The sequence below is a fragment of the Mesorhizobium sp. B3-1-6 genome (assembly GCF_006439555.1).
Taxonomy (GTDB): domain Bacteria; phylum Pseudomonadota; class Alphaproteobacteria; order Rhizobiales; family Rhizobiaceae; genus Mesorhizobium.
On the sequence record NZ_VFTM01000026.1, the window covers coordinates 78068 to 103503 of the forward strand.

Genomic DNA, 25436 nt, shown 5'->3' on the forward strand with positions numbered 1-25436 from the left:
ATGGCCGTTACCGTGTCTTCGGAGCGCGACACCGTCGCTACTCCAGTCCAGCGCGCTTTTCGCGAAGCGCTCTATGCAGGCGCCATCTCGCTTGGCCTGTTCGTGCTGTTCATCGGTCTCAGGACAGACCAGAACATCAGCAACGAACTGATCCTGGTGCAGCGCTGGGGCCTGCTGGCCATTGTGGTCATCGCCACTGCCCTGGGCCGCTTCCTGTATATCGCCTATGGCCAGCCCTTCGTGGCCAGCCTGAAGATCGCCGACATCGACACAGGCCTGCTGCCCGACACCATGGCGGCACGATTCTTCAGGACGCCTTACTTCATAGCAGCGGTCGTTGTCGCAGCCTTGCTGTTTGTGCTGGCCGGCTCGCTTGACGGGCTGCTCGGACCCGACCTTGCCGGCTACGCACGCTTCGTGCGGGCGCTGGCGATCATCTATGCCATCGCCTGGGTAATGTATTATTTCCGGGCCTTCATCCACGCCCACTTCTCGGCGTTGGGCATCAGCGCGCTGGCGCTCTATCCGATCGTCGTCGTGCTGGTGCTTGCGCTGATGACAGGATCGATGGCGGGAGGCTTTCAGGGTTCTCTGAAGTGGGTCGACAATTTCGGCATACAGATCCTGATCTATGTGATGCTGGCCTGGGGGCTGAACATCGTCATCGGCCTCGCTGGTCTGCTCGATCTCGGTTATGTCGCTTTCTACGCTGTCGGCGCGTATGCCTACGCGCTGCTGGGCACGCATTTCGGCCTGTCGTTCTGGATCCTGCTTCCGGCCGCCGGCTGCATGGCCGCCTTCTGGGGCGTCATGCTCGGCTTCCCGGTGCTCAGGCTTCGGGGCGATTATCTGGCGATCGTGACGCTGGCCTTCGGCGAGATCATCCGCCTCGTCCTGATCAACTGGCGCGAAGTGACCAACGGCTCGGCCGGCATTTCCGGCATTCCAAAGGTCTCCTTCTTCGGCCTGATGTCGTTCAACGTCTCTGATCCGAACTACATCGCCAAGGTGCTGCACATCGCCACATCGAGCGCCTATTACAAGATCTTCCTTTACTATCTGATCCTCGGACTCTGTCTTTTGACCGCCTTCGTTACCATCAGGCTGCGCCGGTTGCCGGTCGGCAGGGCGTGGGAAGCGCTACGCGAGGACGAGATCGCCTGCCGCTCGCTCGGCATCAACACCACCACCACCAAGCTGACGGCGTTCGCCACCGGCGCCATGTTCGGCGGCTTCGCCGGCTCGTTCTTCGCCGCACGGCAAGGTTTCGTCAGCCCTGAATCCTTCGTCTTCCTGGAATCGGCGATAGTCCTTGCCATCGTCGTGCTCGGTGGCATGGGTTCGCTGGTCGGCATCGCCGTAGCGGCGCTGGTGATGATCGGCGGCACTGAAGCGTTGCGAGAACTCGACTTCCTGAAGCGGGTCTTCGGTCCCGATTTCACGCCTGAACTGTACCGCATGCTTCTGTTCGGCATGGCCATGGTCATCGTCATGCTATGGAAGCCGCGGGGCTTCGTCGGCAGCCGAGAACCGACAGCCTTCCTGAAGGAGCGAAGAGCGGTTTCAAGCTCCTTCACCAAGGAGGGTCACGGCTGATGAACGCGACCCCTTCCTCGAAAGACTTCATCCTGCAGGTCGAGCATCTGTCGATGAAGTTCGGCGGCCTGGTCGCCATCGGCGACCTGTCGTTCCAGGCCAGGCGCGGCGAGATCACGGCGCTGATCGGGCCGAACGGCGCCGGCAAGACCACGGTGTTCAACTGCATCACCGGCTTCTACAAGCCGTCTGAGGGCATGATCACTCTCAACCGGAACGACGGCTCGACCTATCTGCTCGAGCGCCTGCCCAACCACGAAATCCCGGCGCGCGCCAAGGTGGCGCGCACTTTCCAGAACATCCGCCTGTTCTCGGGCATGACGCTGCTGGAGAACCTTCTGGTCGCGCAGCACAACAAGCTGATGAAGGCTTCGGGCTATACGCTTCTTGGCCTCTTCGGCTTTCCGAGCTATCGCCAGGCCTCGGCCGAGTCGATCGAGCTCGCGAGGCACTGGCTGGAGAAGGCCGATCTCGTCGACCGCGCCGACGATCCCGCCGGCGACCTGCCCTATGGCGCGCAACGGCGCCTGGAAATCGCGCGCGCCATGTGCACGGGGCCGGAGCTTCTGTGCCTCGACGAACCAGCCGCCGGCCTCAATCCGAAGGAATCGGCGGCGCTCAACGAGCTGTTGATGGGCATCAAGAGCACCGGCACCTCGATCCTGCTCATCGAGCACGACATGTCGGTGGTGATGCAGATCTCCGACCATGTCGTCGTGCTCGAATACGGCCGCAAGATCTCCGACGGCAATCCGCAGTCGGTGCGCACCGATCCGCGCGTCATCGCCGCTTATCTCGGCGTCGACGACGAGGAGGTCGAGACCGTGCTGACCGAAGTTGGCGACGAGGACGTCATCGAGCAGCTCGATACCGGGCCGGATGCGGCACACGGACCGGGCAATTCCGCTTCGATGATGGCCGGGCCGGTTTCCGACAGCGTCGAACACGCCGACGAGGGCGAGCGGGTCACGGTGTCGAAGGGTGCCTCGAAAGCGGCGCAGGTCGATGCGCGCGCCGCGGCGATCGCCAGCAAGCCGATCGCGGCTCCGGCAGCGCCGAAGCCGGCGGCGAAGAAACCGGCCGCAAAAGCGCCGGCGAAAAAGGCAGCCGCAAAGGCCCCGGCCGCGAAAGCCGGCGGCATCTCCAATCGCCTCGACGCGCCGCGCGGCGGCAAGGCGGACAGTCTGATCCGCATCAAGGGCATCGGTCCGGTCAACGAGCGCAAGCTGAACGAGCACGGAATCTTCCATTTCGACCAGATAGCGGCCTGGAAGAAGGCCGACATCGAGGCGGCGGAGGCCTATCTCGCCTTTGACGGGCGTATTGCCCGCGAAGACTGGATCGGCCAGGCGAAGACGCTGGCGAAGGAAGTGGCGGCCAAGCCCGCGACGCGTGGAGGGCGTAAATAATGGCCGGCACAACGCTGCTCGACATCAAGGGTGTCGAGACCTACTACGGCAACATTCGCGCGCTGAACGGCGTCGATGTCAGCGTCAACCAGGGTGAGATCGTGGCGCTGATCGGTGCCAACGGCGCCGGCAAGTCGACGCTGATGATGACCATCTTCGGCGCGCCGCGCGCCCGCACCGGCACCATCACCTTCGCCGGCACGAACATCACCAAGATGCCGACGCATGAGATCGCACGCCTGCGTATCGCCCAGTCGCCGGAAGGACGCCGCATCTTCCCGCGCATGACGGTGATGGAAAACCTGCAGATGGGCGCCAGCCTCGACAACCTCAAACATTATGACGAGGACGTCGAGAAGGTGTTCACGCTGTTCCCTCGGCTGAAGGAACGCATCGGCCAGCGTGGCGGCACGCTGTCGGGCGGCGAGCAGCAGATGTTGTCGATCGGGCGCGCCCTGATGGCGCGGCCGAAACTGCTTCTGCTCGACGAGCCGTCGCTTGGTCTCGCGCCGCTGATCGTCAAGCAGATATTCGATGCCATCCGCGAGCTCAACAAGACGCAAGGGTTGACCGTGTTCCTGGTCGAGCAGAACGCTTTTGGGGCGCTCAAACTCGCCACGCGCGGCTATGTCATGGTCAACGGCAATGTGACGATGAGCGGCACCGGCAAGGAACTGCTCGCCAATCCGGAAGTGCGCGCCGCCTATCTCGAAGGCGGACATCACTGAGATCGAGGACATCAATCATGCAAGGCATTATCTACGAAGAAGCCTCGATCTGGCAGTTCCTGTTCGTCACCTGCCTGCTTGGCGGCTGGGCGGCATGGATGACCGGCAAGGCCGCCGCTCAGACTTGGAGCACCTACGTTCAGCTGTTCTTCTACATGCTCGGTCTCGGCATCGGCATCAGGTTCATCCATCACGCCTTGTTCGACGGCACGATGTTCTCACTGCATTACTATATCATCGATACCATCGTGCTGATGATATTGGGCTTCCTCGGCTATCAATACACGCGCACCAACCAAATGGTCACACAGTATAACTGGCTCTACGAAAGAGCTTCCTTATTAAGCTGGAAACCGAAAGGTTGACGTTCACCATTACGCCGTTTCCGGCATGAATCGGCGTGACAAGTGCCTGAAAATCGGCATTCTATGCTTTCTGCGATAAGGGTGGGCATCGCATGAAAGTATCATCCACGCCCACTCCGTAAATGGGAGCGTTTCAATGAAAAAATCACTCTTGTCCGCCGTTGCGCTGACCGCGTTCGTCGCGTTCAGCGGCAGCGCGTGGGCCGCTGACATCCTGATCGGCGTCGCCGGTCCGATCACCGGCCCGAACGCCGCGTTCGGCGCACAGCTGCAGAAGGGCGCGGAACAGGCGATCGCCGACATCAACGCGGCGGGCGGCGTCAATGGCCAGCAGCTCAAGCTCGAGATCGGCGACGACGTCTCCGATCCCAAGCAGGGCATCTCGGTCGCCAACAAGTTCGTCGCCGACGGCGTCAAGTTCGTCGACGGCCATTTCAACTCCGGCGTCTCGATCCCGGCCTCGGAAGTCTACCAGGAAAACGGCATCCTCGAGATCACGCCGGCCGCGACCAACCCGAAGTTCACCGAGCGCGGCATGTGGAACACCTTCCGCACCTGCGGTCGTGACGACCAGCAGGGCAAGGTGGCCGGCGACTACATCGCCAAGAACTTCAAGGATGCCAAGATCGCCATCATCCACGACAAGACGCCTTATGGCCAGGGCCTCGCCGACGAGACCAAGAAGAACCTCAACGCCAACGGCATCACGGAAGTGTTGTACGAAGGCGTGAATGTCGGCGACAAGGACTTCTCGGCCCTCATCGCCAAGATGAAGGAAAACGGCGTTACGCTCATCTACTGGGGCGGCCTGCACACCGAAGCCGGTCTGATCATCCGTCAGTCGGCCGATCAGGGCCTGAAGGCGCCGCTGTTCTCGGGCGACGGCATCGTCTCCAACGAACTGGCTTCGATCGCGGGCGACGCCGTTGCCGGCACGCTCAACACCTTCGCTCCGGATCCGCGCAAGAATCCGGCCGCCAAGGAAGTGGTCGAGAAGTTCCGCGCCAACGGCTTCGAACCGGAAGCCTACACGCTCTACTCCTATGCCGCGGTGCAGATCATCGCCCAGGCCATCGCCAAGACCGGCTCGGCCGACGACGCGCAGAAGGTTGCGGAGACGATCAGGGCCAATACCTGGAAAACCGCTATCGGTGACATCGGCTACGACGCCAAGGGCGACATCACCCGTCCTGATTATGTCATCTATGAGTGGAAGAAGGGCGACGACGGCAAGTACAGCTACTTCGAGAAATAAGCCGGCAAACCCTAAAGCAGGTCGTGAGATCTGCTTTGGCCTACGTTTCGGAAATGCCCGGCGCTCGCGCCGGGCATTTTCGTTTGCGGGTGGGCCGACCGGAAGCTCCGCGCCGCGCGCTCGGGAACGCCCGTCGGCCGCCCGCTGACGGTGTTCGAAGAACGGCAATAACAGTTTGACGCAAACAAGCGACTTAAATCGTTTTAGGTGTCGCTCAAATTTGTTTGCACTGCAGCATTTTCACGCTAATCATTGCGCCGGTTCATCTTCCCTTACGCTGCTGGAGCCCAGTCCTTGGCCATCACGAAGATCCTCGTCGCCAACCGGTCCGAAATCGCCATCCGCGTGTTCCGCGCGGCCAACGAGCTCGGCCTCAAAACCGTGGCGATCTGGGCGGAGGAGGACAAATATTCGCTGCACCGCTTCAAGGCCGACGAGAGCTACCAGGTCGGGCGCGGACCGCATCTGGCCAAGGACATGGGGCCGATCGAAAGCTACCTGTCGATCGAGGAGGTGATCCGGGTCGCCAGGCTGTCGGGCGCCGACGCCATCCACCCCGGTTACGGCCTGCTGTCGGAAAGCCCGGAATTCGCCGAGGCCTGCGCCGAGGCTGGCGTCACCTTCATCGGCCCGAAGCCGGAAACGATGCGCCGGCTGGGCAACAAGGTCGCCGCGCGCAACCTGGCGATCGAGGTCGGCGTGCCGGTCGTGCCGGCAACCGATCCGCTGCCCGACGACATGGACGAGGTCAAGAAGCTCGCCGCGACGATCGGCTATCCGGTGATGCTGAAGGCCTCATGGGGCGGCGGCGGCCGCGGCATGCGCGCCATCCGCGCCGAGGCCGACCTCGCGCGCGAGGTCATGGAAGGCAAGCGCGAGGCCAAGGCGGCCTTCGGCAAGGACGAGGTCTATCTCGAAAAGCTGATCGAGCGCGCCCGCCATGTCGAGGTGCAGGTGCTGGGCGACACCCACGGCAACGCCGTGCACCTGTTCGAGCGCGACTGCTCCATCCAGCGCCGCAACCAGAAGGTCGTGGAGCGCGCGCCGGCGCCCTATCTCAGCGAAGAGCTGCGCCAGGAGCTTTGCGGCTATGCGCTGAAGATCGCGCGCGAGACCAGCTATATCGGCGCTGGCACGGTCGAGTTCCTGCAGGACGCCGACACCGGCAAGTTCTATTTCATCGAGGTCAATCCGCGCATCCAGGTCGAGCACACCGTCACCGAGCAGGTAACCGGCATCGACATCGTCAAGGCGCAGATCCATATCCTCGACGGCTTCGCTATCGGTACGAAGCAATCGGGCGTGCCGGCGCAGAAGGACATCAGGCTGAACGGCCACGCGCTGCAGTGCCGCATCACCACCGAGGATCCGGAGCACAATTTCATCCCGGACTACGGCCGCATCACCGCCTATCGCGAGGCGGCCGGCTTCGGCATCCGGCTCGACGGCGGCACCGCCTATTCGGGCGCGGTCATCACCCGCTTCTACGATCCGCTGCTCGAAAAGGTGACGGCCTGGGCGCCGACGCCCGGCGAGGCGATCTCGCGCATGAACCGGGCGCTGCGCGAGTTCCGCATCCGCGGCGTCGCCACCAACCTCACCTTCCTCGAAGCGATCATCAACCACCCGCGCTTCGCTGACAATTCCTACACGACCAGGTTCATCGACACGACGCCGGAACTGTTCGAGCAGGTGAAGCGGCAGGACCGCGCCACCAAGCTGCTCAACTACCTGGCCGATGTCAGCGTCAACGGCCATCCCGAGACGCGCGGCCGGCCGATTCCGAAGGCGAATGCGGCCGCGCCAGTGGTTCCCTATCTCAACGGTCACGTCCCGGATGGCAGCAAGCAGAGGCTCGATGCGCTCGGCCCGGAGAAATTCGCGGCCTGGATGCGAGAGCAGCGACAGGTGCTGGTCACCGACACGACGATGCGCGACGGCCACCAGTCGCTGCTCGCCACGCGCATGCGAACGCATGACATCGTCGGCATCGCCGGCACTTACGCGCGGGCGTTGCCGCAGCTGCTTTCGCTGGAATGCTGGGGCGGCGCCACCTTCGACGTCGCCATGCGCTTCCTCACCGAGGACCCGTGGGAGCGGCTGAGCAAGGTGCGCGAGGCGGCGCCGAACCTTCTGCTGCAGATGCTTCTGCGCGGCGCCAACGGCGTCGGCTACACCAACTATCCCGACAATGTCGTCCAGCATTTCGTCCGCCAGGCGGCAGCCGGCGGCGTCGATCTGTTCCGCGTCTTCGACTGCCTGAACTGGGTGGAGAACATGCGGGTCGCCATGGACGCGGTCGGCGCCGAGGGCAAGCTGGTCGAAGCGGCGATATGCTACACCGGCGACATCCTCGATCCGGCGCGCGCCAAATACGACCTCAAATACTATGTCGGGCTGGCCAAGGAACTGGAGGCCGCCGGCGCGCATATCATCGCCGTCAAGGACATGGCCGGCCTGCTGAAGCCGGCCGCGGCGCGCGTGCTGTTCAAGGCGCTGCGCGAGGCGACCGACCTGCCGATCCATTTCCACACGCACGATACGTCAGGCCTCTCGGCGGCGACGGTGCTGGCGGCGGTGGAGAGCGGCGCCGACGCCATCGACGCGGCGATGGATTCCTTCTCCGGCAACACCTCGCAGCCCTGCCTCGGCTCGATCGTCGAGGCGCTGAAGGGCACAGAGCGCGATCCCGGTCTCGATCCGCAGTGGATCCGCCGCATCTCCTTCTATTGGGAAGCGGTGCGCAACCAGTACGCCGCATTCGAGAGCGATCTCAAGGGACCTGCCTCGGAAGTCTACCTGCACGAAATGCCGGGCGGCCAGTTCACCAACCTCAAGGAACAGGCGCGCTCGCTTGGGCTGGAGACGCGCTGGCATGAGGTCGCGCAGGCCTATCACGACGTCAATTTGATGTTCGGCGACATCGTCAAGGTAACGCCGTCGTCCAAGGTGGTCGGCGACATGGCGCTGATGATGGTCAGCCAGGATCTCACCGTCGCCGATGTCGAGAACCCGGCCAAGGACATCGCCTTCCCGGATTCGGTCGTGTCGATGCTGCGCGGCGATCTCGGCCAGTCGCCGGGCGGCTGGCCGTCGGCGCTGCAGAAGAAGGCTCTGAAGGGCGAGAAGCCGATCACTGTCCGGCCCGGCTCGCTGCTGAAAGCAGCCGACCTCAAGGCCAGCCGCAAGGACATCGAGACGAAGCTCGACCGCAAGCTCTCGGAATACGAGTTCGCGTCGTGGCTGATGTACCCGAAGGTGTTCACCGACTTCGCCGCGGCGCAGGAGACCTACGGGCCGGTGAGCGTGCTGCCGACGCCGACCTATTTCTACGGCATGAAGTCGGAAGACGAGATCTTCCTCGATATCGAGAAGGGCAAGACCCTGGTGGTTCGCTGCCAGGCGTTCGGCGATGTCGACGACAAGGGCATGGTCACCGTGTTCTTCGAGCTCAACGGCCAGCCGCGCCGCGTCAAGGTGCCGGACAGGGCGCATGGCGCGTCCGCCGCCAAGGCGCGCCGCAAGGCCGAGCCCGGCAATGAGGGGCATGTCGGCGCGCCGATGCCCGGCGTCGTGTCGGCGCTTGCCGTGGCGGCCGGACAGGCGGTCAAAGCTGGCGATGTGCTGCTATCGATCGAGGCGATGAAGATGGAAACCGCGCTCCACGCCGAACGCGACGGCGAGATCGCCGAGGTGCTGGTCAAGGCCGGCGACCAGATCGATGCGAAGGATCTCTTGATCGCCTTCAAATGAGGTGTGTCGATATTCAGGCGAGGCCGGCCTGCAAACGGCGGCTTCCCTGCGCTTCTCGGTATCCGCCATTTTCGACTCGGCCTGACCTGAATATCGGCGCACCTTAAGATGTGCCCAGCCGTCCACAGCCGCTCGACAAGTGTCTTGACCCGCCGCGTCCGCTCGGGCAGGGAACCCGCTCCAATTCGCCGTGGCGGGAATCGCCATGGCACCAGAAGACGCGGAGAGAAAAATGGCCGACGAAATCACCGAGACCAGCCAGACTGTAGCCGCCGGCCAGCTGCGCACCATCATCGAGCGCATCGAGCGGCTCGAGGAAGAAAAGAAGACGATCTCCGACGACATCAAGGATGTCTATGCCGAGGCCAAGGGCACCGGCTTCGACACCAAGGCGATCCGCACGATCGTGCGTCTGCGCAAGAAGGACCAGGCCGAGCGCCAGGAAGAAGAGTCGATCCTGGATCTCTACAAGGCCGCCCTCGGCATGGCGTAAGCCTCATGGCCGGAGGCCGGCCATGAACGAATTCGACTTCGGCGGCCGTCGCGCCTCGGAGTTCCGCCATCGCGGCTTTTGGGCGCTGTTCGCCGAACGGCACCCGCAAGAAAGGGGAAGGCTCGCGCGGCGCGGGCCGTGGTTCTGGCAGCGCGGGCTGCCAGACTTCGCCCTGGTCCTTTCGATGTATGTCGCGCCGGCGCAGAACCATGTCGGCGTCTTCTTCGGGCGCAATGAGAAGTTCGGCGCCACGGAGTCCTGGTCGCGGCTGAAACCGTTCCAGCCGGCGATCGAGGCCAGGCTGAAGCTCAGGCCCGAACAGAGCTGTGAGGGTCTCGGCATCAACTCGATGTGGCGGGTGAACTGCTACGCCGAGGACAACTGGCCGGCCATGACCGACTGGCTGGTGAGGGAATGCTCACGCTTCGAAGAAGCCGTTGTCGAGGTGCTCGGAGACGGAGGCCTGCCGTAAGATTGACTGCCTACCGCTGCGCTTACGCGCCTTCAGCTCGCCGCCGCCCATCGCGGCCGATCTCATCCAGACGCTGCTGCAGGGCCAGGTGATCGAGCGATGTTATCGGCAGGTTCGTGAACAGCGCGATGCGGTTGCCGACCATGCGATAGGCCTCGGCGAAAGCGAAATGCTGCTCGGCTTCAGTGCCACTGGCCTTGGAGGGATCGGGGACAGCCCAAAGCGCGGTCATCGGATGGCCTGGCCAGACCGGACAGCTTTCATTCGCTGTGGTGTCGCAGAGGGTGAAGACGAAGTCCATCTCCGGTATGTCCGGCCCTGAAAATTCGTCCCAGCTCTTCGACCGGGCAAACGACGTGTCGTGGCCCATGCTCTCCAACAACTGAATCGCATGGGGATGGACGGTGCCTTTCGGTCGCGAGCCAGCAGAATAGCCCTTGAAGCGGCCCGCCCCGAGCTTGTTAAGTATGGCTTCGGCCATGATCGAGCGGGCCGAATTGGCATTGCAGAGAAAGAGAACGTTGTAGACCTGATCGCTCATTCCGAACTCCTGGGTGTTGCGGCGAAAACGACAGAATACGATATGGGTCACGTGTCTGTGATCGTACAGGTTTTGGCGGCGGATTCTGCGGCATCAGCATCAAATTTCGCAGCATCATCCCGCCGAAACCCCCGGCGCTCCGCTCAACGAGGCTTGATTGATGGGTGACTTCGACTCCACGGGCGTGACAGCGCTAATCGATCACAAAGCCGGCTTCTTGCGCTCACGCTGGAGGGGCGAAGCGCCGCTCGACCGGCTGTTCTGGCGCGACATGCTGCTTGTCGGGACGATCTTGAGCGTCGCCTCTTCGGCGCTGGCGCTGGTCCTGCTTGGGCTGAAGCTGCCGCTCTGGCTGGTGCTGGCGGTGCATTTCCTCCCCGTTCCCTACACCATCTTTCTGACGGTCGCCGTCTGGCGGACCGCGGAGAAGACCGGGGGTTTCAAGGCGCAACTGATGATGCTGGGTTCCGCGCTCTGGCTGATCGCGACGGCCATCGTCTAAAGCGCGTCGCGTCGAAACGGATTCACACAACGCGCTTTAGGTCGTTGCTTGATGCATGTCGTTGTCGCAAAACCGAGGTCACTTTTGCGCGACATACATTAGAGCATGAAAAAGGGCGGCCGAGGCCGCCCTTTGCGAAGTCATTCCCGAGGCTTCAAGCTGCCGGCTCGAAGCGCAGCGCCACGCCATTGATGCAATAGCGCAGGCCGGTCGGCGGTGGGCCATCCTCGAAGACATGGCCGAGATGGCTGCCGCAGCGCGCGCAATGGCATTCGGTGCGGACCATGCCGTAGCTGCGGTCGACGGTGGTGTCGATCGAGCCCGGGACCGGATCGTTGAAGCTCGGCCAGCCGGTGCCGCTCTCGAACTTCAGCTTGGATTCGAACAGCGGCTGGTCGCAGCCGACGCAGTAGAAGGTGCCGGCGCGCTTCTCGTAGAGCAGGGCGCAGCTGCCGGGGCGTTCGGTGCCGTGGTTGCGCATCACGGCATATTGCTCCGGCGTCAGCCGGGCGCGCCACTCGGCATCGGTGCGGGTGACGGGATAGGCGTGGGTGTCCATGGAATCTCCTCGGCCTTGGCGGCTCGTTGTTGCTTGCAACGGGTATTCGTCGGAACATAGGCATTTGTTACAAACGCCGCCAGTGAAAGCGAGCTAGTGCTTGCGCGACAACTGTCTTGTCGCTGCCTCAAGCCCGGCCAATGTCAGCGGGAACATGCGGCCGCTGAAGATGTCGCCGATCAACTGGATCGAATGCGTGTAGCGCCAGTTCTTCTCGGCTTCCGGGTTTAGCCAGATCGCGTTCGGCCATTGCCGCAACAGGCGGTCCAGCCACACACTTCCGGCCTCCGGATTCCAATGCTCGACCGAGCCGCCTGGGTGCACGATCTCGTAGGGGCTCATCAAGGCGTCGCCGACGACGATCACCTTGTAGTCGGGCCCGTATTTGTGGATGAGGTCGAAGGTCGGGATCGTCTCGGCCTGCCGCCGCCGATTGTCCTTCCAGACGCGCTCGTAGAGGCAGTTGTGGAAGTAGAAATATTCGAGCTGGCGGAACTCGGCGCGCGCGGCCGAGAACAGTTCCTCGACGCCGCGTATATGGTCGTCCATCGAGCCGCCGACATCGAAGAACATCAAAAGCTTCACCGCGTTGCGTCGCTCGGGCCGGGTTTTGACGTCGAGATAGCCGTGCTCGGCGGTGGCGTGGATGGTGCCGGGAAGGTCGAACTCCTCCTCGGCGCCCTCGCGCACCCAACGGCGCAGCCGCTTCAGCGCCACCTTGATGTTGCGGGTGCCGAGTTCGACGGTGTCGTCGAAATTCCTGAATTCGCGCTTGTCCCAGACTTTTACCGCGCGACGATGGCGGCTTTCATCCTGGCCAATGCGCACGCCTTCTGGGTTGTAACCATAGGCGCCGAAGGGCGAGGTGCCGCCGGTGCCGATCCATTTCGAGCCGCCCTGGTGGCGGCCCTTCTGTTCCTCGAGGCGCTGCTTCAGCGTCTCCATCAGCTTGTCGAAGCCGCCGAGCGCTTCGACCAGCTTCTTTTCCTCCTCGGTCAGATGCTTCTCGGCCAGCCGGCGCAGCCACTCTTCCGGGATGTTGGCGACATCGACGGCGTCGGGACCGCCGAGCGCCTCGACGCCTTTGAAGACATGTGCAAACACCTGGTCGAAACGGTCGATGTGGCGCTCGTCCTTCACCAGGGCCGAGCGCGCGAGGTAGTAGAAAGCTTCGACGTCATAATCGACGAGCCCGGCTTCCAGCCCTTCCAGCAGCGACAGATATTCCCTGAGCGAAACGGGAACCCGCGCGGCCTTCAGTTCGAGGAAGAAGGGGATGAACATCGGCCCCTTATAGCAGATCGTACTCGATGAAGCCCGTCCGCCTTGCCACATGGTCGTAGAGCCGGCGCGCCGTGGCGTTGGTCTCGTGCGTCATCCAGTAGACGTTCTTCACGCCGATCTTTCCGGCCTCGTCTTGCACGGCTTTGATCAGCGCGGCGCCCACGCCCTTGCCGCGCACCTCGGGGTCGGCGAACAGGTCCTGCAGGTAGCAGTTGTTTTTCTCGGACCAGCCGGAGCGGTGATAGAGATAATGGGTGAGGCCGACGGCCTTGCCGTCGAGCGTGGCAATGAAACCCTTCGGCTCGAACTCGCCATCCGTGAACAGGCGCTTCCAGGTGATCGCGTAGACCTCTTCCGGCAGCTTCGTCTCGTAGAAAGTCAGATAGTCGGTCCAAAGCCGGCGCCAGTCGGCGTGGTCGGACTGCGCGAGCGGGCGGATGATGATCTCGGACATTTTTTCCTCCAACATTTTGACCCGAAGCTGCGGCAGCGGCCGCTCGGCGGCAACGGTCCACGGACGGGAAAGCGCTATTGCTGCCGGCTTACTGCTGCCGTCTGGCCATAAAGGCCAGGCGCTCAAACAGGTGCACGTCCTGCTCGTTCTTCAACAGCGCGCCGTGCAGCTTCGGCAGCATGTTCTTCGGATCGGCGCGCAGATCCTCGGGCGCGATGTCGTCGGCGACCAGCAGACGGATCCAGTCGAGCGCCTCGGAGGTAGACGGCTTCTTCTTCAGGCCCGGCACCTCGCGGATCTCGTAGAACTGCGTAAGGGCCGCCCGCACCAGATTCTGCTTGATGCCGGGGTAATGCACCTCGACGATGCGGTGCAGCGTGTCGATGTCGGGGAAGCGGATGTAGTGGAAGAAGCAGCGGCGCAGGAAGGCGTCCGGCAGTTCCTTCTCATTGTTCGAGGTGATGATGACGATCGGCCTGAACTCGGCGCGGATCGTCTCGCCGGTCTCGTAGACGAAGAACTCCATCCGGTCGAGTTCCTGCAGGAGGTCGTTGGGGAATTCGATGTCTGCCTTGTCGATCTCGTCGATCAAAAGCACGACTTTCCTTTGCGCCGCGAAGGCGTCCCACAACTTGCCGCGCTTGATGTAGTTGGCGATGTCGTTGAAGCGCTCGTCGCCGAGCTGGCTGTCGCGCAGCCGCGAGACGGCGTCATATTCGTAGAGGCCCTGCTGTGCCTTGGTGGTGGACTTGACGTTCCATTCGATGAACTCGAGCCCTAGCGCCGATGCCACCTGGCGGGCGAGCTCGGTCTTGCCGGTGCCGGGCTCGCCCTTGACCAGCAAGGGCCGTTCCAGCGCGATCGCGGCGTTGACCGCGACCATCAGATCCTTGTCGGCGACATAGGCCGCGGTGCCTTCGAAACGCATCTTTTCTCCTGTCCGTGCGGCGGGACCGTAAGGAGGCTGGACGGGCCGCGCAAGGGCGGTTGCGGAAGAGCTCCCTATCAGGATGGTCTGCAAGACGAATTACGCGCGAATGGTTGCCCGTTTCACTGGCGCTCGGCTAACCATCGGCCTATATTTGTCTCCGGCGGTCTGCGCTTCCCGGCAGGAGAAACTTATCCCCGGGGCCTTATCGATCCTTAGGGAGCTGTCCCTGGGAAGACCCGTGGGTTTTCTCACACGGCGCCCACCTACTTTGTAGGCACCCGGGATCGACCTCTCCACCGGTTGTGTGGATCGTCACTCTCCCGTTTTCGGGAGACATGCGGTAGAAAACGTCGCTCCTGAAACTCCATTCAAATCTGACCTTTTCTAGCCTCGGCGCATGTCACCTTCCAGAGACCTGAAAAAACAGCTTCGCAAGGAAGCGCTGGCGCGCCGCGATGCGCTCGACGAATTCTGGCGGGTGGAAATCGCGCTTGAAATGGCCGAGACCGCGAAGGAAAAAATCGACTTCGAGCCCGGCCGGGTCGTCTCCGGCTTCTGGCCGATGCGCTCGGAGGTCGATGTGCGGCCGCTGATGTTCGCGATGCGCGAAAAGGGCGCCAGGCTCTGCCTGCCGGCAATTCTCGACAAGACCACGATCGTCTTCCGCGAACTGGTGCGCGGCGCGCCGATGGTCGAGATGGGGTTCGGCACCGTCGGGCCGCATGAAGAGGCGGAAATGCTCGACCCCACGCTCATGCTGGTGCCGCTCGCCGCCTTTGACGCCCGCGGTCACCGCATAGGCTATGGCGCCGGCTATTACGACCGTGCCATCGCCAGGCTGGCCGACAAGGGCATCGTGCCCAGGCTGATCGGCATCGCCTTCGACTGCCAGGAAGTGCCGCTGGTGCCGAACGAAGACCACGACGTCATCATTCAGGAAATACTGACCGAGAGCGGGTTGCGCCGCTTCGATATCGCTTAAAGCGCGTCGCGCTGAAACGAATTCAGGCGCGCTTTAGATTTTGTCGGTCGCCCCAAAAGCGCTGCGCTTTTTTGGGCGACATGCATTGAACTGTCGCGACCTGCTTAACGCGTTTCCAACAAACGTCGGCTATATTCCTGAAAAATAGTCCAGCTCGACGGGGTCGTGGTGTTTATTCTTGCGCGCTATTTGCTGATGCCGTTCGCGTTGATCTCGGCGATACTATTTTTGATGGCATTGCACATCATAGGAACTGCCCTGCACCACCAGTCCGCCTGGCAGCGGACGGTCGCCACCGTAACGGATGTCAGTCCTTACAGCGAAATGCAGGCGAACGGCCTCAAAACGGACGGCATCAATGTCGCCTTGGCTTACGTCGCCAACGATGCGCCGATGACATGGTCCGGCAAGGGCAAGGACATCGGCCTCTACAAGGCAGCCGAGGGCGACCAGATGGAATTCTACTACGATCCCGCCGGTCCAGCGAACCTTGATACGGCCGCGATGAAGGGATGGCGCGGCGGGCTGCTGCTGTTTGCCGTCACCGGCGGGTTCGCCGCTTTCTATCTCTGGTTCTTCTGGTTGCGAGGACGGAACGCACCGCCGGCCTTGCCGATCCCCTCGGCTACCCGCGTCTCGGGCGCGAGCGCAACGCCGGCCGAACAGCAACGCGCCACCTTTGGGCGGCGTTAGGACCTCGGTGCCGCTTGCCTAGCGTCCACAGCTCTGGATAGAAGTGGCTATGAGACTCCTCTTCCTCGGCGACATGGTTGGCAAGACGGGACGCACGGCGGTTTGGGAACAGCTGCCAGGGCTGATTTCCGACTTCAAGCTCGATTTCGTCATCGTCAATGGCGAGAACGCCGCCGGCGGCTTCGGCATTACCGAAGAAATCTTTCGCGAAACGCTCGCGGCGGGCGCGGATGTCGTCACCACCGGCAACCATGTCTGGGACCAGCGCGACGCGCTGATCTTCGCGCCGCGCGAGGAGCGCTTCCTGCGGCCTTCGAATTTTCCCAAGGGCACGCCGGGGCGCGGCTCGGGCGTCTACATCGCCCGCAATGGCGCCCGCGTGCTGGTCGCCAACATCATGGGCCGCGTCTTCATGCACCCGGAACTCGACGACCCGTTCCAAGCCGGTGAGCGTGAGCTGGCCGCCTGTCCGCTCGGCGAGCAGGCCGATGCGGTCATCGTCGATTTCCACGCGGAGGCGACCTCGGAGAAAATGTGCTTCGCGCATTTCGTCGACGGCCGCGCCAGCCTCGTGGTCGGCACGCATACGCATCAGCCGACTGCCGACCATCAGATCCTCAATGGCGGCACCGCCTATATTTCGGACGCCGGCATGTGCGGCGACTATGACTCCTCGCTTGGCATGGACAAGGAAGAGCCGCTCAACCGGTTCCTGTCGAAAGTGCCGAAAGGCCGGTTCGAGGCGGCATCCGGGCCTGCGACGCTCTGCGGCGTCGGCGTCGATATTTCCGACCGCACCGGGCTTGCCGAAAAAATCGCGCCGTTTCGTCGCGGGCCGCGGCTGGAAGAAACGGCGCCGTCCTTCTGGCCGTGACATTGATATAGGTGCGCAGAGTACCTAATTGCCGGCAACACTGCTCTAGATCGTAGAGGGGACGACCTCCATGCAGCTTGTCGAATTTCTGGCGCCGCATTTTCACTTTGTTTCCGATCCGACCGCATGGGTCGCGCTTTTGACCCTGGTGGTGCTCGAGGTCGTGCTCGGCATCGACAATTTGATCTTCATCTCGATCCTGACCAACAAGCTTCCGGAAGCGCAGCGCGCCCGCGCGCGCCGGCTCGGCATCTCGGCGGCGCTGATCATGCGCCTCGTCCTGCTCGCCACCATCTCGATCATCGTGCAGCTGACGGCGCCGGTGTTCACAGCCTTCGGCCACGGCTTTTCCTGGCGCGACCTGATCCTGATCGCCGGCGGCCTGTTCCTGGTTTGGAAGGCGACCAAGGAGATCCATCACACGGTCGACCCGCAGGACCATCAGGATACGATGGTGGGCACGCTGCAGATGAGCCTTGCCGGCGCGATCTTCCAGATCCTGCTGCTCGACCTCGTCTTCTCGATCGATTCCATCATCACCGCCGTCGGCATGACCGACGAGATCGCCATCATGTATATCGCGGTGATCGTGGCGGTGAGCGTGATGATGCTGGCGGCGACGCCGCTCGCCAATTTCATCGCCAAGAACCCCTCTATCGTCATGCTGGCGCTGGGCTTCCTGTTGATGATCGGCATGACGCTGATCGCCGACGGCATGGGCTACCATGTGCCCAAGGGCTACATCTACGCCGCCATGGGTTTTTCAGCCCTGGTCGAGGGCCTCAACATGCTGGCACGGCATCGCAAGAAGCAGGGGTCGGGCGAGGGGCATTAGGCCGAAATGCTCTTGGGGTGACGGTCGCCGATCAGGCCGAGCGTCAGGCCCTGTTCCAGCCATGCCTTGGCGCCGGCGAGCACCAGAGAGAAGCCGCCGGTCGAGTCGATTGCCTGCTTGACCTGCTCGTCGGCGGAGCCGGCGAAGCCGAAATTGCGGACCTCGAGGAAGGTCGCCTCATCGGGCATTTTGGTGAAGGTCCAGACGACGGTGGTCGGCGGATCGCTCCATTGCATGACGATCTTCTCGTTGGGGACGATCTCGCTGACCTCGACCCTGGTCGAGACCCCGTACATGCGCCACTCCCACTCGACCGTCTTGCCTTCGTCCAGTCGTCCGCTCGAATGCGTGAACCAGAATTTCGTGGTGATCGCCGGATCGACGATCGCCTCGAAGACGTCGGCGACCGGCCGCCGGATCAGCATGGCGGTTTCGGCGGTGGGGGCGCGCTTCAATTCCACAGTACCCTCCTCGATGTCAGGGCAAGTTGATCTGCCAGGAGATGCCAAACCGGTCGTTGAGCCAGGCGAAACGCTGGCTGAAGCCGTAGTTGCCTGGTGGCATCAGAAATCCACCATCCTTGGAAAGAACGCCGACGATCCGCTCCAGTTCCTGCCCGGAAGAACAGTCGACAAAGAAGGAGAAGGACGGCGTGAAAGTGAAGGCGTGATGGACGGGGCTGTTGTAGATCCTGACCTCGACGCCGCCGACCAAAGCGCGCGCCAGCTTGAGCGTTCCCTCCGCCCCATCCTCGCCCGAACCGTAGCGCGCGATGTCGAGGACACGGCTATCGGGAATGGTCCCGCAATAGAGGGTCATGGCCTCCTCGCCGTTTCCCTCGAACATCAGGAATGGTGTTGCTTTCGTCATCGGGGCGACCTCCTCCTGCTGGATATCGGGACGTGACGCAGGCTCAGATGTTGGTCTCGTTGGCCGGCTCGCCCTTCATCTCGCTGCGGTAGTAGCCGTCGCGCAGATTGATGCCGTATTCGAGATAGGCCTTCATGCAGGCGAGCATCTGCGACCAGCCCTCGCAGTTGATGTAGGACTTCTTCAGGCCGACTTCGCCTTCGCGCCAGCCTTGCTCGGCGATGGTGACGAAGGTGCCGCCGTCCTCCAGCGGCTCGAAATTCATCTCGATGCGGGTCTTGTAGGCGGGTTTGCCGTCGGTATCGGTGGCGTCCCAGCGCAGCACGATGCGCTTGTCCTTCGTCACTTCGTCGACCTCCACCGGCACCATCTTCCACCAGGTGACGGTGGTGCCGGCGACAAGCGGAGCGGAGGCGCCGCCAATGGTGGTGAAATAACCGCTGAGCTTCGTCGGGTTGACGACGGCGTCGAAGACCTCGGCGACGGGTTTGCCGATGCGTCCGGAAATCCTAAATCCAAGCGACATATCCACAGCTCCTTCCTTGCTTGCCAAAACGATATGTTATAGAAACATAACATGTCAAGCGAAACCGTGGACGATCATGTTTTCAAGGCCTTGGCGCATTCGCGCCGGCGCGAATTGCTGGATCGGCTGAAGGACCAGCCGCAGACCACCGGCGCGCTATGCGGGGCTTTTCCGGACATGGACCGCTGCACGGTGATGATGCACCTGAAAGTCCTGGAGGAGGCCGACCTGATCGTTGCCAAGCGTGAGGGGCGCGAGCGCTGGAACCATCTCAATGCGCTGCCGATCAAGCAGATCCACGACCGCTGGATCAGCCAGTATGCCGGTCACGCCATCAGCATTCTCGACCGGTTGAAGTCCGATCTGGAGGGGTGAGCGGGCCGGTTCAACGTCGGAGTGACGGCGCGGCTGGACGAATTGAGCCGATTTATCTATAAGCCGGCCATTCCGACAAAGAGCGCCGCGTGCCTTCGCAGGCATGTCCGGGACGTTCTGAAAGATTGAATTCGAGCATTTTGCCGAAGACGAGGTGATGACACCCCGCTTCGAGATGCTCTAGCCGAACACGACAGGGGTGCCATGGCTGGCCATTCGCAGTTCAAGAACATCATGCACCGCAAGGGCCGCCAGGACGCGGTGCGGTCGAAAATGTTTTCCAAGCTGGCGCGCGAAATCACCGTCGCAGCCAAGAGCGGGACGCCCGATGTATCGATGAACCCGCGCCTGCGCCTGGCCGTGCAGAACGCCAAGGCGGTGTCGATGCCGAAGGACAACATCCAGCGCGCCATCAACAAGGCGTCGATGGGCGATGCCGAAAACTACGAAGCGGTGCGCTACGAGGGCTACGGTCCCGGCGGCGTCGCGCTGATCGTCGAGGCGCTGACCGACAACCGCAACCGCTCGGCCTCCAATGTGCGCGCCGCCTTCACCAAGGCCGGCGGAGCGCTCGGCGAAACCGGCTCGGTGTCGTTCATGTGGAACCGCGTCGGCGAGCTCTACTATCCGGCCTCGGCCGGCAGCGCCGACAAGGTCATGGAAGCGGCGATCGAAGCCGGCGCGGATGACGTCGAGTCCGACGAGGAAGGCCACACCATCTATTGCGCCTTCGAAAACCTCGGCGACGTGTCCAAGGCGCTGGAAGCCTCGCTCGGCGAAGCGGAATCGGTAAAGCCGATCTGGCAGCCGCAGAACAACGTTCCGGTCGACGAAGAGCGCGCGCAGTCGCTGATGAAGCTGGTCGCCACCCTCGAGGACGACGACGACGTGCAGAGCGTCTACGCCAATTTCGAGGTCGACGACGAGACCATGGCCAAGCTCAGCGCGGCCTGAGCCAAGTCGCCATGAGCGAGAAGCCGCTTCCCACCATCCGCATCACGTACTGCACGCAATGCCACTGGCTGCTGCGCGCCGGCTGGATGGCGCAGGAACTGCTCTCGACCTTCGGCACCGATCTCGGCGAGGTGGTGCTGGTGCCGGGAACTGGCGGCATTTTCACCATTTCCTGCAACGACGTGCTCATCTGGGAGCGCAAGCGCGACGGCGGTTTTCCGGATGCGGCGAAGCTGAAGCAGTTGGTTCGCGACGTCATCGACCCAGAGCGTGACCTCGGCCACGCCGATCGCAAGGATCATAAAAAAGACTCCGCCTGAGCCGGAGCCTTTTGCATTCGCGGGTTGCCGTCTTCAGGTCAATGCCATGATGAAGCAGGCCATTGCCGCGATGGCGGTGATGGTGCGGACGTGATTCCATATCACCCACTCATTCAGATGGTTCGCCCACACGGCGGCGCCGTTGGCGCTCGCAGGATCGACGGCGGCGAGTGCGTCGTTGAGCGGCACGTTGAAGATCATGGTCACGATCGGATTGCCCACGAAATAGAGCACTGCGCCGGCAAGCAGCCAGTACGAGCCCGACTGGCTCCAGCCGAAGAAAACGCCGGCAATCAACACCAGGCAGATGAGCCCGGTGCCGAACAGCGCCGTCATGAAGGTCGGGGTGATCACCGTGATGTTGATCGAATTCATCGCGGCGATGCCGCTCGGGACGGGCAGTCGGGCAAGGGCCGCCATGACGAAATTCGAGAAGGCAAAGAAGACGCCGCCGACGACGCCCGAGCCGATCGCGGCGATGAAGGTGAGGGTGGGAAGAAGTTTCATCATCTCAGTTGCTCCAGATGCCGGGTTTTGCTCGATTCCAAAATGCGAGTAATCCTCACATTTGCAAAACGTGATAAACCCTCGTATTTTGTGAGTCAAGTCAGTTTTCGAGAAATCGCCCGGACAGAGCCATGGATGAAAAAGTTACCGCCAAGCCGGACCAGGCGGCCATTGCTTCGCCGCGCCGGTCGCCTACGCAGCAGCGCAGCCGCGAGCGGGTCGAGCGCATGCTCGCGGCCGCCTCGGCGCTGATTGCCGAGCAAGGCAGCGATGCCATGCGCATGGGCGAGGTGGCGGAAAGGGCTGGGGTGTCGATCGGCTCGCTCTACCAGTTCTTCCCGGACAAGCGGGCGATCGTCTGGGCGCTTGCCGAGCGCTACACCGCCGAAAGCCAGGCCTGCATTGCGACGGCGCTCAAGGATGTCCGCGATGCCGAGGGAATGAAACGGGCGTTTTCGGAGCTGGTGGACATCTACTACCAGTTGTTCCTGGCCGAGCCGGTGATGCGCGACATCTGGTCGGGTACGCAGGCCGACAAGGCGTTGCGCGAACTGGAACTCGCCGACAGCCGGGCCAATGCCGAATTTTTGGTCGCGGTGCTGAAGCGGCTGCGTCCCCATGCCGATCCAGTGGAACTGGAAACGACGGCGTTCCTCGTCTGGCAGATGGGCGAGGCCGCGGTGCGGCTGGCGATCTCCGTCGACCGCGAGGAGGGCGACAGGCTTGTCGCGGCCTACAAGCGCATGGCGCTTAAGGAGTTTGTGGGGGAGTAGCGGCTAAGGCGATTTGCGAAGACGACGGCGGGAGCGTCTCTCTCCCGTCTCTATACGAGGAAGGATGCCGGCAGGCAGGTGAGGGGCGGCGCCGACCTATGACATTGGCGTCGTCGAAAAAGCGCACTGTCATCGAATTCTGAATTTCTCGCACCTTGGCCGGCCAATCGCCGAGGCTAGCGCTGCCCCTCATCCGCCCTTCGGGCACCTTCTCCCAGTAGAACGGGGAGAAGGAAGAAATGCGGCCAATAAAAAACCCGCCTCGAAGGCGGGTTTTCAAAGTCTGCCGATGTATCCGGCTTAGAGGCCGAAGCCTTCGAAACGCTTCTTGAACTTCGACAGGCGGCCGCCGCGGTCGAGCAGGGTCTGCTGGCCGCCGGTCCAGGCCGGGTGGGTGGTCGGGTCGATGTCGAGGTTCATCGTGTCGCCTTCCTTGCCCCAGGTCGAACGGGTCTGGTATTCGGTGCCATCGGTCATGACGACCTTGATGGTGTGGTAGTCGGGATGGATATCGGCCTTCATTGTCGTGTTTCCTGGCTGCCGGCGCTGCTGACGGGCCTAAAGGCCTGCGTCGATGCGCCCCTTTTTAAAACTCGAAGCCGCAGCTAATGAAAAGCCACGGCTTCTAAAACGGTCGGCGAGCCTATACATCAGCCGGAATTGAATCACAAGGCCGCGGCGAGCGCATATTGAAGCGCGGTGCCGGCAAGCGGCCAGAGGAAACGCTCATGGCGGAAATCGGTGGCAGCGCAAGCGAGCGCAGACGCTCGGTCCGGCCGCTCCGCAGCCTTTTTCCCTATGTCACCCGCTACCGGAAGCTCGCCTTCGGCGCCATCATCTCGCTGATCGTGGCGGCGGTGACGACGCTGGCTTTGCCGATGGCCGTGCGGCGCATGATCGACCACGGTTTCCAGGCCGCGGGCTCCACCTTCATCGCGGAGTATTTCGCGGCACTGGTTCTGATGGCCGCGCTGCTCGCGGCCGCTTCGGCCAGCCGCTACTATTTCGTCATTACGCTCGGCGAGCGGGTCGTCGCCGACATCCGCCGCGACGTTTTCTCCCATGTCACGACGCTGTCGCCCGCCTTTTTCGATCGCTCACATTCGGGCGAGATCGTGTCGCGGCTTGCCGCCGACACAACGCAGGTGAAGTCGGCGGTCGGCGCCACCGCCTCGGTCGCGCTGCGCAACGTCATCCTCGGCCTCGGCGCGGTGGCGATGATGGTCGTCACCAGCCCGAAACTCTCCGGCCTGGTGATCGCGGCCATTCCGGTGATCGTGCTGCCGCTCGTCGCCTTCGGCCGCTCGGTGCGCCGCAAGTCCCGGCAAGCGCAGGACACGCTCGCCGAGGCCACCGCCTATGCCAGCGAGCAGATCGGCGCCGTGCGCACGCTGCAGGCCTTCACCAACGAGAAGCTGGTGACCGGCCGCTTCGCCGCGGCGGTCGACGCTGCCTTCGAGGCGGCGCGGGCCTCGGTGTTCGCGCGCTCGTTCCTGACCTTCTTTGCCATCTTCATGATCTTTTCCTCGGTGGTCGCGGTGCTGTGGTTCGGCTCGCGCGACGTGCTTGCCGGCACGCTGTCGGCCGGCACGCTCGGCCAGTTCCTGCTCTATTCGGTGTTTGCCGCCGGCGCGCTCGGCGCGTTGTCGGAGGTGTGGAGCGAGCTGTCGCAGGCGGCGGGCGCCGCAGAGCGGCTGACCGAGATCCTGGCCGAGACGCCGGCGATCCAGCGGCCTGCCGACCCCGTTCCGTTGCCGGCCATGGCCAAGGGCGCGATCGGCTTCGACGACGTCTCCTTCTCTTATCCGGCGCGGCCGGACCGTGCCGCCGTGCATGGCCTGAGCTTCCAGGTGAAACCCGGCGAGACGGTGGCGATCGTCGGGCCTTCGGGCGCCGGAAAAAGCACCGTCTTCTCGCTGATCCTGCGCTTCTACGATCCCGAGAGCGGCCGCGTCGTCCTCGACGGCGTCGACGTGCGCGAGGCCGATCCGGCGGCTGTCCGGCAGCGGATCGCGATCGTGCCGCAGGACGTCACCATCTTCGCCGCGAGCGTTCGCGACAATATCGGCTTCGGCAGGCAGGGCGCCAGCGACGCCGAGATCGAGGCCGCGGCCAAGGCGGCCCTTGCCGACGAATTCATCGCCAGGCTCGACAACGGCTATGACAGCCAGGTCGGCGAGCGCGGCGTGACGCTGTCCGGCGGCCAGCGCCAGCGCATCGCGATCGCCCGCGCCATCCTGCGCGACGCGCCGATCCTTCTGCTCGACGAAGCAACCTCGGCGCTCGACGCCGAAAGCGAGACGCTGGTGCAAAGAGCGCTGGAGCGGCTGATGCGCGGTCGCACCACCATCGTCATCGCGCACCGGCTGGCGACGGTGCTGAAGGCCGACCGCATCCTGGTCATGGACGGCGGGCGCATCGTCGAGGAAGGCACGCATCAGAGCCTGGTGGCCAAGGGCGGCATCTACACGCGGCTCGCGAAGCTCCAGTTCGAGACCGGAGCCAGCGCCTTCAAGGGCGCGGCGGAGTAGAGCAATCTTAGGGCGCGCTCGCCAATCGGCGAGAAGCACAATGCTGCCTAAATGTTTCGTTTTGGCAAAATGGCGCTGGTCGGCTGTCACCAATGTTGCGGCGCGATTGATTGCCATGGCGTGGTAAACGCAGTCGTTGAGCGTTGGATAGCCGCAGGGCTCAGCTGCGTCGCGATCTCCTGCGTTTTGGCCAGCTCGCCCATGTCCGGTTCCAGAAGCTGGAAACCGCCTTCCCGCAGCCCGGCGATCAGCGTTGCGACCATAACGAAGGATTGCTCATAGTGAAGCGCGGCAGATAGTGACTCGTAAAGTAAGATGCTGGGGGCGGCCATGGCGCGACCGTCTGCGATGTTTTTCGCGAACAGGTTTCGCGCCTGTTCGCTACCATCCTCGTCCCGAAAGCGTTTGATGAAAATCGACGCGTCGACAATAATCACTTTTTCCGGCCTTCGAGGATGTCCTCTGGTCGGCCGTCCATCTCCTGGCGAATTCTACGCAGCACGTCGGTCGAGCTTTCGCCGCCTGTCGAGCCCGGTTTCAATTCCCGGATCATCTTTAAAGCGCGCTCCTTTGCGGCATCTTTCAATGCCTTTGCGATTGCCTCCTCGACGAAACGGGATCGCTTGTTTTTCGGAACTTGGTTCTCGAGCGTCTCCTTGACCGCGCTGTCGATAGAAAACGTAGCGCGTTCCTTAGGACCTGAAGCGTTCATCTGCGCACCTCGTGGTCATAAGATATAGCAGCACGAAATCGTACGCAAATGGGCGATGAGCTCATTCTAGGCGGTGGTGACGATTTAACTATTTGAGCCAGATGGCGATAGCGGCGAGTTTGACGAAGCCCATGAAGTTGGC

At 62.8% G+C, this 25436-nt stretch carries 30 protein-coding genes and 1 other RNA gene; 19 read left to right on the top strand and 12 right to left on the bottom strand.

Annotated features, from left to right (window positions below; translation table 11 throughout):
* The 8 genes from livM to FJ414_RS22360 all read left to right on the top strand — a co-directional run bounded on the left by livM (position 1) and on the right by FJ414_RS22360 (position 10071).
* Complete coding sequence (gene livM / locus FJ414_RS22325; RefSeq protein ID WP_140646540.1) at positions 1 to 1596, top strand: high-affinity branched-chain amino acid ABC transporter permease LivM; 1596 nt, start codon at positions 1 to 3, stop codon at positions 1594 to 1596.
* Positions 1596 to 3005 carry an ATP-binding cassette domain-containing protein gene (locus FJ414_RS22330; RefSeq protein WP_140646541.1) on the top strand — a complete coding sequence of 470 codons (1410 nt, stop codon included), beginning with the start codon at positions 1596 to 1598 and terminating at the stop codon, positions 3003 to 3005. Before livM ends, FJ414_RS22330 begins: the two co-directional genes overlap by 1 nt.
* Positions 3005 to 3733, top strand: a complete 729-nt coding sequence (locus FJ414_RS22335; RefSeq protein ID WP_140646542.1) for an ABC transporter ATP-binding protein — start codon at positions 3005 to 3007, stop codon at positions 3731 to 3733. Before FJ414_RS22330 ends, FJ414_RS22335 begins: the two co-directional genes overlap by 1 nt.
* Positions 3734 to 3750: 17 nt before the next feature.
* Positions 3751 to 4098 carry a DUF6867 family protein gene (locus FJ414_RS22340; protein ID WP_140646543.1) on the top strand — a complete coding sequence of 116 codons (348 nt, stop codon included), beginning with the start codon at positions 3751 to 3753 and terminating at the stop codon, positions 4096 to 4098.
* A gap of 136 nt (positions 4099 to 4234) precedes the next feature.
* The gene (locus tag FJ414_RS22345) at positions 4235 to 5353 is read left to right on the top strand and encodes a branched-chain amino acid ABC transporter substrate-binding protein (protein WP_140646544.1); all 1119 of its coding nucleotides are present in this window, start codon (positions 4235 to 4237) and stop codon (positions 5351 to 5353) included.
* Positions 5354 to 5647: 294 nt separating this feature from the next.
* Positions 5648 to 9106: a pyruvate carboxylase gene (gene pyc, locus FJ414_RS22350; RefSeq protein ID WP_140646545.1), complete on the top strand. Its 3459-nt coding sequence runs from the start codon at positions 5648 to 5650 to the stop codon at positions 9104 to 9106.
* Between the two features lie 232 nt (positions 9107 to 9338).
* Positions 9339 to 9599: a DUF2312 domain-containing protein gene (locus FJ414_RS22355; RefSeq protein WP_095767239.1), complete on the top strand. Its 261-nt coding sequence runs from the start codon at positions 9339 to 9341 to the stop codon at positions 9597 to 9599.
* Between the two features lie 22 nt (positions 9600 to 9621).
* Complete coding sequence (locus tag FJ414_RS22360) at positions 9622 to 10071, top strand: hypothetical protein (protein WP_140646546.1); 450 nt, start codon at positions 9622 to 9624, stop codon at positions 10069 to 10071.
* A gap of 22 nt (positions 10072 to 10093) precedes the next feature.
* Here the strand turns inward: FJ414_RS22360 and FJ414_RS22365 are convergent, their stop codons facing one another.
* Complete coding sequence (locus FJ414_RS22365) at positions 10094 to 10612, bottom strand: arsenate reductase ArsC (protein ID WP_140646547.1); 519 nt, start codon at positions 10610 to 10612, stop codon at positions 10094 to 10096.
* Between the two features lie 160 nt (positions 10613 to 10772).
* Here FJ414_RS22365 and FJ414_RS22370 point away from each other — a divergent pair, with 160 nt between their 5' ends.
* Positions 10773 to 11114, top strand: coding sequence for a hypothetical protein (locus FJ414_RS22370; RefSeq protein ID WP_140646548.1), 342 nt, complete (start codon positions 10773 to 10775; stop codon positions 11112 to 11114).
* 154 nt (positions 11115 to 11268) lie between these two features.
* Here the strand turns inward: FJ414_RS22370 and msrB are convergent, their stop codons facing one another.
* The 4 genes from msrB to FJ414_RS22390 all read right to left on the bottom strand — a co-directional run bounded on the left by msrB (position 11269) and on the right by FJ414_RS22390 (position 14339).
* Positions 11269 to 11673, bottom strand: coding sequence for a peptide-methionine (R)-S-oxide reductase MsrB (msrB, locus tag FJ414_RS22375; protein WP_140646549.1), 405 nt, complete (start codon positions 11671 to 11673; stop codon positions 11269 to 11271).
* A gap of 93 nt (positions 11674 to 11766) precedes the next feature.
* On the bottom strand, positions 11767 to 12957 hold the full coding sequence (locus FJ414_RS22380) for a VWA domain-containing protein (RefSeq protein ID WP_140646550.1): 1191 nt from the start codon (positions 12955 to 12957) through the stop codon (positions 11767 to 11769).
* A gap of 7 nt (positions 12958 to 12964) precedes the next feature.
* Positions 12965 to 13411, bottom strand: coding sequence for a GNAT family N-acetyltransferase (locus FJ414_RS22385; RefSeq protein ID WP_140646551.1), 447 nt, complete (start codon positions 13409 to 13411; stop codon positions 12965 to 12967).
* An 88-nt stretch (positions 13412 to 13499) separates the two neighbouring features.
* Positions 13500 to 14339: a MoxR family ATPase gene (locus FJ414_RS22390; RefSeq protein WP_140646552.1), complete on the bottom strand. Its 840-nt coding sequence runs from the start codon at positions 14337 to 14339 to the stop codon at positions 13500 to 13502.
* Positions 14340 to 14501: 162 nt separating this feature from the next.
* On the opposite strand from FJ414_RS22390, the gene ssrS reads away from it, so the two are divergent.
* From ssrS to FJ414_RS22415, 5 genes are all read left to right on the top strand, one after another.
* Positions 14502 to 14657: non-coding RNA, 6S RNA (gene ssrS / locus FJ414_RS22395), on the top strand.
* Between the two features lie 82 nt (positions 14658 to 14739).
* Entirely contained in the window at positions 14740 to 15324 is a 585-nt protein-coding gene (locus FJ414_RS22400; RefSeq protein WP_140646553.1) for a 5-formyltetrahydrofolate cyclo-ligase, read from the top strand.
* Positions 15325 to 15519: 195 nt separating this feature from the next.
* On the top strand, positions 15520 to 16017 hold the full coding sequence (locus tag FJ414_RS22405; protein WP_281405804.1) for a DUF3592 domain-containing protein: 498 nt from the start codon (positions 15520 to 15522) through the stop codon (positions 16015 to 16017).
* 49 nt (positions 16018 to 16066) lie between these two features.
* Positions 16067 to 16891, top strand: a complete 825-nt coding sequence (locus tag FJ414_RS22410) for a YmdB family metallophosphoesterase (RefSeq protein WP_140646555.1) — start codon at positions 16067 to 16069, stop codon at positions 16889 to 16891.
* Between the two features lie 70 nt (positions 16892 to 16961).
* Complete coding sequence (locus FJ414_RS22415; RefSeq protein ID WP_140646556.1) at positions 16962 to 17726, top strand: TerC family protein; 765 nt, start codon at positions 16962 to 16964, stop codon at positions 17724 to 17726.
* Here the strand turns inward: FJ414_RS22415 and FJ414_RS22420 are convergent.
* The 3 genes from FJ414_RS22420 to FJ414_RS22430 are packed head-to-tail and all read right to left on the bottom strand — an operon-like array spanning position 17723 to position 19122.
* Positions 17723 to 18187 (bottom strand): SRPBCC family protein, encoded by a 465-nt coding sequence (locus tag FJ414_RS22420; RefSeq protein ID WP_140646557.1) that lies wholly within the window; start codon positions 18185 to 18187, stop codon positions 17723 to 17725. The genes FJ414_RS22415 and FJ414_RS22420 overlap by 4 nt on opposite strands.
* A 16-nt stretch (positions 18188 to 18203) precedes the next feature.
* The gene (locus FJ414_RS22425) at positions 18204 to 18596 is read right to left on the bottom strand and encodes a VOC family protein (protein ID WP_140646558.1); all 393 of its coding nucleotides are present in this window, start codon (positions 18594 to 18596) and stop codon (positions 18204 to 18206) included.
* A 43-nt stretch (positions 18597 to 18639) separates the two neighbouring features.
* Positions 18640 to 19122 carry an SRPBCC domain-containing protein gene (locus FJ414_RS22430; protein WP_140646559.1) on the bottom strand — a complete coding sequence of 161 codons (483 nt, stop codon included), beginning with the start codon at positions 19120 to 19122 and terminating at the stop codon, positions 18640 to 18642.
* 51 nt (positions 19123 to 19173) lie between these two features.
* Between FJ414_RS22430 and FJ414_RS22435 the strand changes: the two genes are divergently transcribed.
* The 3 genes from FJ414_RS22435 to FJ414_RS22445 all read left to right on the top strand — a co-directional run bounded on the left by FJ414_RS22435 (position 19174) and on the right by FJ414_RS22445 (position 20771).
* Positions 19174 to 19497, top strand: coding sequence for a helix-turn-helix domain-containing protein (locus FJ414_RS22435; RefSeq protein WP_140646560.1), 324 nt, complete (start codon positions 19174 to 19176; stop codon positions 19495 to 19497).
* 204 nt (positions 19498 to 19701) lie between these two features.
* Entirely contained in the window at positions 19702 to 20451 is a 750-nt protein-coding gene (locus tag FJ414_RS22440; RefSeq protein WP_140646561.1) for a YebC/PmpR family DNA-binding transcriptional regulator, read from the top strand.
* 11 nt (positions 20452 to 20462) lie between these two features.
* Positions 20463 to 20771: a SelT/SelW/SelH family protein gene (locus FJ414_RS22445; RefSeq protein WP_140646562.1), complete on the top strand. Its 309-nt coding sequence runs from the start codon at positions 20463 to 20465 to the stop codon at positions 20769 to 20771.
* A 33-nt stretch (positions 20772 to 20804) separates the two neighbouring features.
* Here FJ414_RS22445 and FJ414_RS22450 read toward each other — a convergent pair whose 3' ends face one another.
* Positions 20805 to 21281, bottom strand: coding sequence for a DUF1772 domain-containing protein (locus tag FJ414_RS22450; RefSeq protein ID WP_140646563.1), 477 nt, complete (start codon positions 21279 to 21281; stop codon positions 20805 to 20807).
* Positions 21282 to 21409: 128 nt separating this feature from the next.
* Between FJ414_RS22450 and FJ414_RS22455 the strand changes: the two genes are divergently transcribed.
* Positions 21410 to 22051, top strand: a complete 642-nt coding sequence (locus FJ414_RS22455) for a TetR/AcrR family transcriptional regulator (RefSeq protein ID WP_140646564.1) — start codon at positions 21410 to 21412, stop codon at positions 22049 to 22051.
* Between the two features lie 300 nt (positions 22052 to 22351).
* Here the strand turns inward: FJ414_RS22455 and rpmE are convergent, their stop codons facing one another.
* The gene (gene rpmE, locus FJ414_RS22460; RefSeq protein WP_027166741.1) at positions 22352 to 22573 is read right to left on the bottom strand and encodes a 50S ribosomal protein L31; all 222 of its coding nucleotides are present in this window, start codon (positions 22571 to 22573) and stop codon (positions 22352 to 22354) included.
* Positions 22574 to 22779: 206 nt separating this feature from the next.
* Between rpmE and FJ414_RS22465 the strand changes: the two genes are divergently transcribed.
* Positions 22780 to 24582, top strand: a complete 1803-nt coding sequence (locus FJ414_RS22465; protein WP_140646565.1) for an ABC transporter transmembrane domain-containing protein — start codon at positions 22780 to 22782, stop codon at positions 24580 to 24582.
* An 86-nt stretch (positions 24583 to 24668) separates the two neighbouring features.
* On the opposite strand, the gene FJ414_RS22470 is transcribed toward FJ414_RS22465, so the two are convergent.
* Together FJ414_RS22470 and FJ414_RS22475 are read right to left on the bottom strand one after the other, a co-directional pair.
* Positions 24669 to 25019: a hypothetical protein gene (locus FJ414_RS22470; RefSeq protein ID WP_181181682.1), complete on the bottom strand. Its 351-nt coding sequence runs from the start codon at positions 25017 to 25019 to the stop codon at positions 24669 to 24671.
* Positions 25016 to 25294, bottom strand: a complete 279-nt coding sequence (locus FJ414_RS22475; protein ID WP_140646566.1) for a hypothetical protein — start codon at positions 25292 to 25294, stop codon at positions 25016 to 25018. The genes FJ414_RS22470 and FJ414_RS22475 overlap by 4 nt, the downstream gene beginning before the upstream one ends.
* Positions 25295 to 25436: the final 142 nt, after the last annotated feature.

Excerpts from the sequence above, each read along its gene's own strand:
- livM (WP_140646540.1), top strand. The coding sequence starts at position 1 with ATGGCCGTTACCGTGTCTTCGGAGCGCGACACCGTCGCTACTCCAGTC.
- FJ414_RS22330 (WP_140646541.1), top strand. The coding sequence starts at position 1,596 with ATGAACGCGACCCCTTCCTCGAAAGACTTCATCCTGCAGGTCGAGCAT.
- FJ414_RS22335 (WP_140646542.1), top strand. The coding sequence starts at position 3,005 with ATGGCCGGCACAACGCTGCTCGACATCAAGGGTGTCGAGACCTACTAC.
- FJ414_RS22340 (WP_140646543.1), top strand. The coding sequence starts at position 3,751 with ATGCAAGGCATTATCTACGAAGAAGCCTCGATCTGGCAGTTCCTGTTC.
- FJ414_RS22345 (WP_140646544.1), top strand. The coding sequence starts at position 4,235 with ATGAAAAAATCACTCTTGTCCGCCGTTGCGCTGACCGCGTTCGTCGCG.
- FJ414_RS22355 (WP_095767239.1), top strand. The coding sequence starts at position 9,339 with ATGGCCGACGAAATCACCGAGACCAGCCAGACTGTAGCCGCCGGCCAG.
- FJ414_RS22360 (WP_140646546.1), top strand. The coding sequence starts at position 9,622 with ATGAACGAATTCGACTTCGGCGGCCGTCGCGCCTCGGAGTTCCGCCAT.
- FJ414_RS22365 (WP_140646547.1), bottom strand. The coding sequence starts at position 10,612 with ATGAGCGATCAGGTCTACAACGTTCTCTTTCTCTGCAATGCCAATTCG.
- FJ414_RS22370 (WP_140646548.1), top strand. The coding sequence starts at position 10,773 with ATGGGTGACTTCGACTCCACGGGCGTGACAGCGCTAATCGATCACAAA.
- msrB (WP_140646549.1), bottom strand. The coding sequence starts at position 11,673 with ATGGACACCCACGCCTATCCCGTCACCCGCACCGATGCCGAGTGGCGC.
- FJ414_RS22380 (WP_140646550.1), bottom strand. The coding sequence starts at position 12,957 with ATGTTCATCCCCTTCTTCCTCGAACTGAAGGCCGCGCGGGTTCCCGTT.
- FJ414_RS22385 (WP_140646551.1), bottom strand. The coding sequence starts at position 13,411 with ATGTCCGAGATCATCATCCGCCCGCTCGCGCAGTCCGACCACGCCGAC.
- FJ414_RS22390 (WP_140646552.1), bottom strand. The coding sequence starts at position 14,339 with ATGCGTTTCGAAGGCACCGCGGCCTATGTCGCCGACAAGGATCTGATG.
- FJ414_RS22400 (WP_140646553.1), top strand. The coding sequence starts at position 14,740 with ATGTCACCTTCCAGAGACCTGAAAAAACAGCTTCGCAAGGAAGCGCTG.
- FJ414_RS22405 (WP_281405804.1), top strand. The coding sequence starts at position 15,520 with ATGCCGTTCGCGTTGATCTCGGCGATACTATTTTTGATGGCATTGCAC.
- FJ414_RS22410 (WP_140646555.1), top strand. The coding sequence starts at position 16,067 with ATGAGACTCCTCTTCCTCGGCGACATGGTTGGCAAGACGGGACGCACG.
- FJ414_RS22415 (WP_140646556.1), top strand. The coding sequence starts at position 16,962 with ATGCAGCTTGTCGAATTTCTGGCGCCGCATTTTCACTTTGTTTCCGAT.
- FJ414_RS22425 (WP_140646558.1), bottom strand. The coding sequence starts at position 18,596 with ATGACGAAAGCAACACCATTCCTGATGTTCGAGGGAAACGGCGAGGAG.
- FJ414_RS22430 (WP_140646559.1), bottom strand. The coding sequence starts at position 19,122 with ATGTCGCTTGGATTTAGGATTTCCGGACGCATCGGCAAACCCGTCGCC.
- FJ414_RS22435 (WP_140646560.1), top strand. The coding sequence starts at position 19,174 with ATGTCAAGCGAAACCGTGGACGATCATGTTTTCAAGGCCTTGGCGCAT.
- FJ414_RS22440 (WP_140646561.1), top strand. The coding sequence starts at position 19,702 with ATGGCTGGCCATTCGCAGTTCAAGAACATCATGCACCGCAAGGGCCGC.
- FJ414_RS22445 (WP_140646562.1), top strand. The coding sequence starts at position 20,463 with ATGAGCGAGAAGCCGCTTCCCACCATCCGCATCACGTACTGCACGCAA.
- FJ414_RS22450 (WP_140646563.1), bottom strand. The coding sequence starts at position 21,281 with ATGATGAAACTTCTTCCCACCCTCACCTTCATCGCCGCGATCGGCTCG.
- FJ414_RS22455 (WP_140646564.1), top strand. The coding sequence starts at position 21,410 with ATGGATGAAAAAGTTACCGCCAAGCCGGACCAGGCGGCCATTGCTTCG.
- rpmE (WP_027166741.1), bottom strand. The coding sequence starts at position 22,573 with ATGAAGGCCGATATCCATCCCGACTACCACACCATCAAGGTCGTCATG.
- FJ414_RS22465 (WP_140646565.1), top strand. The coding sequence starts at position 22,780 with ATGGCGGAAATCGGTGGCAGCGCAAGCGAGCGCAGACGCTCGGTCCGG.
- FJ414_RS22475 (WP_140646566.1), bottom strand. The coding sequence starts at position 25,294 with ATGAACGCTTCAGGTCCTAAGGAACGCGCTACGTTTTCTATCGACAGC.